We start from the raw sequence: 11112 nt of genomic DNA on the forward strand, positions 1-11112 counted from the left end.
TCTGCGGTGTACTGATCGGCGGAGTCGAAATCACCGGCAACGTAAACTGCCCCACCCCAACCGAAGGCACCGAAATCTGCGGTGTACTGATCGGCGGAGTCGAAATCACCGGCAACGTAAACTGCCCCACCCCAACCGAAGGCACCGAAATCTGCGGTGTACTGATCGGCGGAGTCGAAATCACCGGCAACGTAAACTGCCCCACCCCAACCGAAGGCACCGAAATCGCTGGGAGGTTGAAATCCGGGGTAGTGATCTGAGGCAGAGTGAAGCCCTGAATGTCCATGGCGGGGACGCTGATCCCGGGAAGGGTGAAGCCGGACACAATCAATCGTGGCATGTCAAACCCGAAGCCGTTGATCCTGAGACGACCGAGGCTGATGTTGGCCACAGAGATGGAGGCTGGCGCGTCTGTTAGGACCGCGCCATTCATGTACGCACCTATTTGCGGAAAGACACCCGGAAGCCCGGACTGTAGCGCGGCAATGGTGTTGGGAATAACTATACGTATTCCTGCAATACCGAAACCGTCTATCGAAAGCCCGCCAAATTCTAGGTAACCGGTATACGAGCCCGTTGAAACGGCGGGAGTCTGGAAACCATCCACGGATGTCGGGTTCACGGTGATGGCGGGAGACTTGAATCCACCCACCGTGACGTTGCTCGGTGACGTCCACCCGTCGACATGCAGCGCCGGCACCGTCAACTCCGGCAGACCGAACCCACCCACCGAAATGTTGGCCGGTGACGTCCACGGCGCGATCTGCAATGACGGCACCGTCAACTCCGGCAGGCCGAAGCCCCCCACGGTGATGTTGGCCGGTGTCTGCCATGAATCAATGTGCAGTGACGGCACCGTCAGCTCCGGCAATCCGAAGCCGCCCACGGTGATGTTGGCCGGCGACGTCCAAGGCTCCACCTGCAACGCCGGCACCGTGAGTTCCGGCAGACCGAAGCCGCCCACGGTGATGTTGGCCGGCGACGTCCAAGGCTCGACCTGCAACGCCGGCACCGTGAGGTCCGGCAGACCGAACCCACCTACCGAGATGTTGGCCGGTGTCTGCCATGAATCAATGTGCAGTGACGGCACCGTAAGTTCCGGCAGACCGAAGCCGCCCACGGTGATGTTGGCCGGCGACGTCCAAGGCTCCACCTGCAACGCCGGCACCGTCAACTCCGGCAGACCAAACCCACCCACGGATATGTTGGCCGGCGACGTCCACGGCTCAATCTGCAACCCCGGCACCGCCAACTCCGGCAAACCAAACCCACCCACCGTGATGTTGGCCGGCGTCTGCCATGAATCAATGTGCAACGACGGCACCGCCAGCTCCGGTAGACCGAACCCACCCACGGAAATGTTCGCTGGTGATGTCCACGGCTCAATCTGCAACGACGGCACCGCCAGCTCCGGCAAACCAAACCCACCCACCACGATGTTCGCCGGTGTCGTCGAGGCCGGGATCGTTATCGAAGGCAGCGTGAGCGTGGGCAGTTGGAGGCCGGGCATCGCGATGCTTGGCAGCCCGATCGGCGGCAGGGTCAGATCGGGGGTTGTGATCGCGAAGTGCAGGCTGCCCTGCCCGACGCCGGGGTAGAGGACGCCGGTGTTCAAGTCGCCGGTATTCAGCAGGCCGTTGTTCCAGTTGCCGCTGTTCAAGATCCCAGTGTTGATATCGCCGGCGTTCAACCAACCGGTGTTCGCGGCGCCGATGTTGAACGAACCGCTATTCGACGCGCCTGGGTTGAAGCTACCCATGTTGAAGTTGCCGACGTTCAAGCTTCCCGTATTGGCGTCGCCGATATTGAACAGTCCAGTGTTGAACGAGCCTGTGTTGAAGAGACCCGTATTGCCCGAGCCCGAACTCCAGAAGCCGGTGTTGGCGTCGCCGGAGTTTCCGATGCCGAAGTTGCCATTACCCGAGTTGAAGAAGCCAATGTTGCCAGCACCAGAGTTGAACAGGCCCAGATTACCGGTACCCGAGTTCATTCCACCGATGCCGATCTGGCCATTGCCACGCAGACCGATACCGATATTGCCGTTGCCGGTGTTTCCGAATCCGACGTTGCCAAGCCCGACGTTGCCGAAACCGATGTTGGTGTTGCCAAGGTTTCCGAAACCGAAGTTGGCGGCACCGAGGTTCGCGGCGCCGACGTTCGAGTCACCGGAGTTTGCCCAGCCGAAGTTGAGCGAGCCGAGGTTGCCGCCGCCGACGTTGTTGTAGCCGACGTTTGCATTGCCGATGTTGCCGCCGCCGATGTTGGACAGGCCGAGGCTCACGGTCAATGCCCGCCCTGCCGTGATCGCGGGTGTTGCGGCCGCCGCCGGCACGCCCGCTGCCACCCCGGCCAGATTGTGCAGCAACTGGTCAAACGGCGTCAGCGCGGAGGCGACGGTGGAGGCGCCGGCACGGTAGGCCGACATCGCCGACACATCCAGCGCCCACATTTCTTCGTACAGCGACTCGGCGATCGCAATTGCCGGCGCATTTTGCCCAAAGATATTCGACAAGGCAAGCGAGACAAAAGAATTGCGGTTGGCTGCCACCAATTCCGGATGCACCATGGCCACCCGGACAGCTTCGAACTCGGCCACCATCGCATTGGCCTGCGCCGCCGACTGCGCCGCCCGAGAGGCCGCGGCACTCAGCCAGCCGGCATAAGGTACCGCCGCCGCCGCCATCGCCGCCGCCGCCGGTCCCTGCCACGCCCCATTGGCCAGCCCGGATGTCACCGCTCCGAAGGAAGCCGCCGCCGAATTCAATTCGTCTGCCAGACCGCCCCAGGCCGCAGCCGCGGCCGACATCGGCTCCGAGCCCGCACCTGCGTAGATCAGCGCAGAGTTGATCTCCGGAGGCAGTACCGAAAAGTCCATTTCTCTACCCTTCTCAGGCGGCGTCGCCGCTAGGAACCGCACCGCAAACTAACGGCCGAACTGACCCGCCGACCTCGTCGAGCTGATGTGGTAGCGGACAACGTACGCGGAGACCCGGGAAGACTGAACATATTTATTGAACCGCGATCTATCCGTTATTAACTCGTTATACCAAAACTGGATGATTGACAAACATCTTTACAAGGACGCCTTGGAGCAATTGTTCCTATCTTGATGTATAGGTCGCCCGGCAGCTTCAGTCTGGGATTCAGCGTGTGCAGCAATAGGATTCAGACCACGCACCGATGTAGTCGAACGATTGACTTTCGCCGATACAATCCGCGCGCACGCGCCCCCGAATGCTGCCTACTAGAGACCTCTCAATAAATTCAATTTCGTTTGTTGGAGAATCGACCGTCACCCCGGACTTTGCATTAACGTTCAACGGCCGGCGCCCTTGTTGACGTCGGAGCCGTCCGTCGCAAAGACAGCGGCGCCAAACCCGACCGAACCAAGCCGACACTGGCCGCGACGAGTTCGCCGAGGTCTTGCACGCATCCGTTGCGGCCCCACCTCTCAACCGCCACAACCAGAGCCGCCGCGAGGGTGGCTCCGGCTACTCCGGCAACCAGATCGACGTCGCCAACACCACGGTGCCGGTTGCGGACGAACTCGGTCAGCACCATTGCGAACGAGGACTGCACCACGCGCAAGTGGTTCGCAATACGATCGGCGCTGATCAACTCGCTACGCGCGGTCGCAGCCTGCCGCACGACCTCGATGTCGTGCGGAATCTACCTAGGCGGTGCCGGCTGTCACGGCGGCCCGGGCATCACCTTCACACCGGGATACAACGCGGCCTACCAGGTACTCGACGACGCGTCATAGCGTGGTCGGCGTGCTCAGGGCACCAGCACGACCTTCCCGATGTTCTCCCGGGCGGCCAGGATCCGGTGCGCTTCGGGCGCCTCGGCGAACGGCACCGCCGCGTGCACGATTGGGGCCGCCGTGCCGTTGTACAGCGCCTCGGTCAGCGGTTTGATCCAGGGTCCCAGCGTGCCGCGGTCATCCCATAGCTTGAGCATGTTGAGTCCGATGACCGTCTTTGACTCTGACAGTTGGTCAATCAGGTTGAAGCCACGCAACATCGCCAGGGCGTGCGGCGCGGCCTTGCGCAGTGAGCGCTTCTCACCTTCCTGCATATTCGAAATCCCGTAGCCGACAACGCGTCCGCCGGGGCGCAGCAGACTATAGGACCGACGCAGCGAGGTTCCCCCGAGTGCGTCGAGCACGATGTCGTAGGGCCCAAGTCCCTTCCACCAACCGTCGCGGCGGTAGTCGATCGCGCGGTCCACTCCCAACTCGGACAGCTTCTCGTGCTTGCCCGGCGAGGCGGTGCCGTGGATCTCTGCCCCCGCGGCCTTCGCGAACTGAATCGCCGCAATTCCTACGCCGCCGGCCGCCGCGTGAATGAGCACCCGTTCGCCCGCCTGTAGCGAGCCGTAGCCGTGCAAGCCCGCCCACGCGGTTGAATAGTTCACCGGGACCGCGGCTCCCTGCTCGAAGCTGATCGTTTCGGGCAGCACCACCGAGTCAGCCTCGGCAACATTGACCACCTCGGCATAGCCGCCGAATCGCGTTCCCGCCAATACCCTTTCACCGATACGGCCTGTGTCCACACCGTCACCAACAGCCGCTACCGTGCCTGCGACCTCGTAGCCAACCACGGCCGGCAACTTGGGTGCGTCGGGGTACAACCCGACGCGAGCGAGGTGGTCGGCGAAGTTGACTCCCGCCGCTCGAACGTCGATTCTCAGCTGGCCCGGGCCCGGTGGCGGCGGATCGGGCCGCTCCTGTACCTGCAAGACCGACGGATCACCGTGCTTGGTGATGACGACTGCGCGCATTGTGTTTCCTCCTGATCAGGGGTCCGGCGATTGGTCGTGGGTGCACCAGAACTGCCGAAACGGAGACAGCCAGTCACCCAGTTCGGCCAGCGGTTCTGCGGTCAGCCGGTAGATGCGCCGGCGACCCTGTGCCTCGTCGGTGACCAGCCCGGCGTCGCGCAGCACCTTGAGGTGTTCGGCAACGGCCGGCCGAGAAAGCTCGAACCGATCACTGAGTTCCCCGGCAGACAGCGGCTGGCGCGTCAGAATCTCAAGTAGCTTGCGCCGCACCGGATTTGCCAAGGCCATGAAAAGGCGGTCGCAAAACCGGTCGGGGCCAGTCATCTGCGCAATATATGTTGGGACTTTCCGACATGTCAACTATCTCCGACGCATCGTGGCGGCGCGTTTCCGGCGCCAGTGGACTGGTATTACCGTCAGGGACGTGACCGACGAACGTTCAGCCGCCGACGAGGTCGTGCAGCGCTGGGTCGTCTTGCTTGCGTCGCGACTCGAGCAGCAGATCAGGCAGATCAGCGACACGATTCAAGCCAGGCTAGAGGAGCAAATCCCCGAACTCGGCACCGACGCACGCATGATCGCGGTGCTGGCCGCGAGTGTGGAGTCGAACCTGATGGCGGTCATCGGGGTATTGCTGCACGGTACTGAAGTCGACCAAACCGATGTTCCGAAACCGGCCATGGAATACGCCCGGCTCATCGCTCAGCAGGATCTACCGATCAACACCCTGGTGCGCGCTTATCGGCTGGGCCAGCGCCACCTCACCGAACTCGTGTTTGCCGAGCTGCGCGCCCTCGATGTCGAGCCGAACACCCGAGTGGCTGTGATCGAAGCCGTCACCACCGTGGTTCTCGAGTACGTCGACCGGGTCTCGGCGACGATGGTCGCCGAGTACGAGGACGAACGTGGGCACTGGCTGGAGAACCAAAACAGCATCCGGGCTATGCGGGTGCGTGACATACTGGCCGACACCGATGACGTAGACGTCGAAACCGCTTCCGCCGCAATTGGTTACCCTCTGGATGCAACTCACCTTGCGCTCATTTTGTGGTACCAAGGCGCCAATGCAGGCGACGAACTGACCCGGCTGCAGGAGTTCACCGATGGCCTGGCCGGCGTCCTCGGTGCCAGTGCCGGCCCGTTATTCGCCGCAGCCGCCCCCGACAGCGCCTGGGTCTGGTTACCCTTCCAGGTAACCCGAGGGGATCTCACTGCCGAAGTACGCGAATACGCTTCGGCCAGGCCGGATTCGATGAACATTGCGATAGGAGCCCTAGGGTCTGGCGTCGAGGGATTTCGCCGGTCTCATCGTCAGGCACAGCGGGTTCGTGCCGCCGTGCTGGCGCACGGAAGCGAGTTACCCGCTCGGATAGTCGCGGCGGCAACGGATTCGGACATGATGACGGCAGCACTGTTGGGCACCGATATCGCTGAGGTCCGCGGCTGGGTGGCCGACGTGCTCGGCGGGCTGGCTACCGACACCGACGACGATGCCGTGCTGCGGGAGACCCTGCGGTTGTTCTTGAACCGCGGGTCTACCCATGAGGCGGCGGCCCGGCAATTAGGGATGACGTTCAATATGTTGCGGAATCGGGTTGAGCGCGCCGTGGCGCGACGGGGTCGGCCGATCGACGACCGAGTCGACGTCGAGCTCGCGCTCTTCGTCTGCCATTGGTACGGCTCGGCGGTGCTGCGACCGAGCTGATGCACCACAACTGGGAACGACTCGCCGATGGCGTGCACCGCTGCCGATTGCCGTTCTGCGACGTCACGATCGGCCTGGTGTGCGGCCGTAACGGAGCGCTGCTGGTCGATACCGGCTCTACGCTCGAAGAGGCACGTACGATCCGGGCCGATGCCCAGCGGCTCAGCGCCGCCGAGGTGAAACATGTTGTGTTGACGCACAAGCACTTTGACCACGTTTTAGGTTCGTCGCTGTTTGACAGCGCGCAGCTGTACTGCATGCCGGACGTGGTGGCATACCTGTTAACCGCCACGGATCAACTTCGTGCGGACGCAGTGGAATACGGCGCGGACGCCAGGCAGGTCGATCGAGCGATCGCAGCGTTGCACCCCCCGCAGCACGGAATCCATGACGCTCTGGTCGATCTCGGTGACCGCACCGTGCGGATCGCTTATCTGGGACCGGGCCACACCCAATCGGACTTGGTGGTGCTGATACCCGGCGTCCCCGGGGCGGACCCGACGGTGGTGTTTACCGGCGACCTCGTGGAGGAGTCCGCTGACCCGGCCATCGACGCCGATTCCGACGTCGACGGCTGGCCTGCCACACTGGATCGGCTTCTGGAAATGGGCGGGTCCGATGCCGTCTACGTGCCGGGCCACGGCAGCGTCGTCGACGCCGAATTCATCCGCCGGCAACGGGACTGGTTGAGAACGCGTCACGCACATCGGTCTGGGTGAGCCGGGATGTTATTGGGTTGCTATCCGGTGATTTAGCTCACTCATCTGGGGCATACACTCACCTGCGTCAAAGGAATCGCGGCTTAGGAGGGGCGCAGGGCCATGGCCATCGCCGAGACGGACAATGCCGTCCAATCATCGTTCGAGCAGGATGTCGCCGCCACGCAGCGATACCTCGAAAGCTCACGCTTCAGCGCGATCACTCGCCTATACACAGCACGACAGGTCGCAGAACAGCGGGGCACCATTCCCACCGACTACACCGTGGCGCGCGAAGCGGCGCAAGCTTTCTACGAGCGGCTTCGCGAACTCTTTGCGGAGAAGAAGAGCATCACGACCTTCGGCCCCTATTCGCCCGGCCAGGCCGTCAGCATGAAGCGGATGGGTATCGAGGCCATCTACCTGGGCGGCTGGGCAACCTCGGCCAAAGGGTCCATCACCGAGGACCCGGGCCCCGACCTGGCCAGCTATCCGCTCAGCCAGGTTCCCGACGACGCGGCGGTGCTGGTGCGGGCTCTGCTGACCGCCGACCGCAACCAGGAATACCTGCGCCTGCAGATGAGCGAAAAGCAGCGGGCCACCGCGGCGAATTACGACTTCCGGCCGTTCATCATCGCCGACGCCGACACCGGCCACGGCGGGGACCCGCACGTGCGCAACCTGATTCGCCGCTTCGTCGAGGTCGGCGTCCCGGGCTATCACATCGAGGACCAGCGTCCCGGCACCAAGAAATGCGGCCACCAGGGCGGTAAGGTGCTGGTGCCGTCCGACGAACAGATCAAGCGGCTCAACACCGCCCGCTTCCAGCTCGATGTCATGCGCGTTCCCGGCATCATCGTGGCGCGCACCGACGCCGAAGCCGCCAACCTGATCGACAGTCGTGCCGACGAGCGTGACCAGCCCTTCCTGCTCGGCGCGACCAACTTGAACGTGCCGTCCTACAAGTCCTGCTTCCTGGCCATGGTGCGCCGGTTCTACGACTCGGGAGTGACCGAACTCAACGGTCATCTGCTCTACGCACTCAGTGACGGCGAATACGCGTCGGCCGACGCATGGCTGGAAAGCCAAGGCGTCAACGCTTTGATCTCTGATGCCGTCAAGTCCTGGCGGGATGCCGGAGAAGGATCGGTCGACGACGTTTACGACGAGGTCGAATCGCGCTTCGTGGCCGCCTGGGAAGAAGACGCCGGCGTGATGACCTACGGCGAGGCCGTGGCCGAGAAGCTCGAATTCGGGGTGAGCGAAGACGAACCCAGCAGCATGACGCCCGACGAGTGGCGGGAATTCGCCGCGACGGCCTCGCTTTACACCGCGCGGGCCAAGGCCCGGGAACTCGGGGCCGACGCCGGTTGGGATTGCGAGCTGACCAAGACTCCCGAAGGCTATTACCAGATCCGCGGCGGCATCCCCTATGCGATTGCCAAATCTCTGGCGGCGGCGCCTTTTGCCGACATCCTCTGGATGGAGACCAAGACCGCGGATCTGGCCGATGCTCGGCAGTTCGCCGATGCGGTCCACGCCAAGTTCCCCGACCAGATGCTGGCCTACAACCTTTCGCCGTCGTTCAACTGGGACACCACCGGTATGACCGACGACGAGATGAAGCAGTTCCCGGTGGAGCTGGGCAAGATGGGCTTCGTCTTCAACTTCATCACCTATGGCGGGCACCAGATCGACGGTGTGGCCGCCGAGGAGTTCGCCACCAACCTCAAGCAGGACGGCATGCTGGCGTTGGCTCGCCTGCAGCGCAAGATGCGCCTGGTCGAGTCGCCGTACCGCACCCCACAGACGCTGGTCGGCGGGCCGCGTAGCGACGCGGCGTTGGCCGCATCTTCCGGCCGCACCGCAACCACGAAGTCGATGGGCAAGGGCTCCACCCAGCATCAGCATCTCGTGCAGACCGAGGTGCCCAAGAAGCTGTTGGAGGAATGGCTGGCGCTGTGGAGCGAGCACTACCAGCTCGGCGAGAAGCTCCGCGTCACACTGCGGCCACGGCGCGCCGGCTCCGATGTCCTCGAACTCGGCATCTACGGGGAGGGCGAAGAGCAGCTGGCCAACGTCGTCGTCGATCCGATCAAGGACCGGCACGGCCGCAGCATCCTTCAGGTGCGCGACCAGAACACCTTCGCCGAAAAGTTGCGCCAGAAGCGGCTGATGACCCTCATTCACCTGTGGTTGGTGCACCGGTTCAAGGCCGACGCGGTCTACTACGTCACGCCCACCGAGGACAACCAGTACCAGACCGCAAAGATGAAGTCCCACGGCATCTTCAGCGAGGTCTACCAGGAGGTCGGCGAAATCATCGTCGCCGAGGTGAACAAGCCGCGCATCCAGGAGTTGCTGAACACTGACCGCGAGGCGCTGCGCAAGCTGGTTCTCAAAGAGGACTGATCGCTGGTTTTGCCGGGCCCCTCGTGGATCTTCGGATTCACGGGGGGCTTTGCTTTGCGCACCGGCCCCGGCCGGCCGCCGCGAGGTGCCTAAAGGCCGTACAACCCCCATTTTGCACAGCATTTATGCGTGCTTTGTAAAGTGCATAGACGTTTCCTATGTGGGCTATAACGTTTAGATAACGAAGGCCAAAATTTGATGCAATCAGGCATCTGACGAATAGCATTCTGCGCATCGGGATACTTGCGGGAAAGCGGGATGTACTGCCATGTCGTACGTGATTGCAGCAACCGAGACGCTGGCGGCAGTGGCCTCGGACGTCGGGAGCATCGGATCCAGCATCAGCGCAGCTAACCTCGCTGCGATACTGCCCACGACCGAAGTGGCCGCCGCGGCCGCCGACGAGGTATCCACACGCATCGCGGCCCTATTCGGCGCACACGCGGCCAGCTACCAAAATCTGGCAGCCGAGGCCGCGGCTTTTCATGATCAATTTGTGCGGTCATTGCAGAGCAGCGCCGCGTCGTATTCCAGCGCCGAGGCAGTCAGCGCGACAATCCTGCGTGAGACGCTTAATGTAATAAATGCGCCCACGCAGGCTTTATTGGGCCGCCCGCTAATCGGCAACGGCATCGACGGCGCGGCGGGAACCGGCCAGAACGGCGGCGCCGGTGGACTGCTTCTGGGCAACGGTGGCGCCGGCGGTTCCGGTGCGGCAGGTGTCGGCGCCGCAAACGGCGGGGCAGGCGGCAGCGGCGGGGCTTCGGGACTGTTCGGCGTTGGTGGCATCGGGGGCGCCGGCGGGTCCGCGACCAGCGGTACCGGTGGAATCGGCGGCGCCGGCGGTGCCGCCGGACTGTTCGGGGCTGCCGGCGCGGGCGGCGCGGGCGGCGCCGCGACATCGGGCATCGGCGGCGCTGGCGGCGTCGGCGGCGCGGCCTCGCTGTTCGGCACCGGCGGAGTCGGCGGCGCGGGCGGCTTTTCGGCAACCGGCACCGGCGGCAACGGCGGAGTCGGCGGTACCGGCGGATCCCTGTATGGCGCCGGAGGCGCCGGGGGAGCGGGCGGCATCGGCGGTGGCGTCAGCGGCAACGGTGGCGCCGGCGGTAGTGCTGGACCTCTGTTCGGCCACGGCGGCGCCGGCGGCGCCGGCGGATCGGGCATCGTCGGTGCGGCCGGTACAGACGGGGTGCCCCTGGGCAGCAACGGCACCAGCGGTGGCACCGGTGGTCTTGGCGGCAACGGCGGGGCCGGTGGCCAGGCCGGACTGCTGTTCGGCAACGGCGGCGCCGGCGGTGTGGGCGGTACCGGCGGCGCGGGCGGCACCGGCGGGCACGGCGCGGTTGGCGCCGCGGGCTCGACCGGCGGTATCGGCGGTGACGGTGGCGCCGGCGGTAGCGGCGGTATGGGTGGCGCGGCCGGCCAGGGCGGCGCGTTGTTCAGCCAGGCGGGCGCGGCGGGCGCGGGGGGCGCCGGTGGTGTTGCCGCTGCCACTGCTATCCGGTTCCGTCCCGC

Annotated in this window: 7 protein-coding genes and 2 pseudogenes; 5 read left to right on the forward strand and 4 right to left on the reverse strand. The window is 64.3% G+C overall.

What is annotated here, in order from left to right; genetic code table 11:
* Together A5634_RS09805 and A5634_RS09810 are read right to left on the reverse strand one after the other, a co-directional pair.
* Positions 1 to 2875 (reverse strand): PPE family protein (locus A5634_RS09805; RefSeq protein WP_065143855.1); only part of this gene is annotated, 2875 nt, incomplete at its 3' end.
* A gap of 434 nt (positions 2876 to 3309) precedes the next feature.
* Positions 3310 to 3666: pseudogene (locus A5634_RS09810) on the reverse strand (hypothetical protein); the annotation flags it as partial.
* On the opposite strand from A5634_RS09810, the pseudogene A5634_RS29335 reads away from it, so the two are divergent.
* Positions 3665 to 3763: pseudogene (locus tag A5634_RS29335) on the forward strand (hypothetical protein); the annotation flags it as partial. The pseudogenes A5634_RS09810 and A5634_RS29335 sit on opposite strands and share 2 nt — an antisense overlap.
* 14 nt (positions 3764 to 3777) lie before the next feature.
* On the opposite strand, the gene A5634_RS09815 reads toward A5634_RS29335, so the two are convergent.
* On the reverse strand, positions 3778 to 4782 hold the full coding sequence (locus tag A5634_RS09815; protein WP_065143856.1) for a zinc-binding dehydrogenase: 1005 nt from the start codon (positions 4780 to 4782) through the stop codon (positions 3778 to 3780).
* A gap of 15 nt (positions 4783 to 4797) precedes the next feature.
* Complete coding sequence (locus tag A5634_RS09820; RefSeq protein WP_065143857.1) at positions 4798 to 5106, reverse strand: ArsR/SmtB family transcription factor; 309 nt, start codon at positions 5104 to 5106, stop codon at positions 4798 to 4800.
* 100 nt (positions 5107 to 5206) lie between these two features.
* On the opposite strand from A5634_RS09820, the gene A5634_RS09825 reads away from it, so the two are divergent.
* From A5634_RS09825 to A5634_RS09840, 4 genes are all read left to right on the forward strand, one after another.
* Positions 5207 to 6487, forward strand: a complete 1281-nt coding sequence (locus A5634_RS09825) for a hypothetical protein (protein ID WP_065143858.1) — start codon at positions 5207 to 5209, stop codon at positions 6485 to 6487.
* Complete coding sequence (locus A5634_RS09830; protein WP_065143861.1) at positions 6487 to 7206, forward strand: MBL fold metallo-hydrolase; 720 nt, start codon at positions 6487 to 6489, stop codon at positions 7204 to 7206. Before A5634_RS09825 ends, A5634_RS09830 begins: the two co-directional genes overlap by 1 nt.
* Positions 7207 to 7308: 102 nt before the next feature.
* On the forward strand, positions 7309 to 9597 hold the full coding sequence (gene aceA / locus A5634_RS09835; RefSeq protein WP_065143859.1) for an isocitrate lyase ICL2: 2289 nt from the start codon (positions 7309 to 7311) through the stop codon (positions 9595 to 9597).
* Between the two features lie 268 nt (positions 9598 to 9865).
* The coding region (locus A5634_RS09840; RefSeq protein WP_065143860.1) for a PE family protein at positions 9866 to 11112 on the forward strand (1247 nt) is incomplete at its 3' end.

Source organism: Mycobacterium asiaticum (assembly GCF_001673365.1).
Lineage (GTDB): Bacteria > Actinomycetota > Actinomycetes > Mycobacteriales > Mycobacteriaceae > Mycobacterium > Mycobacterium asiaticum_A.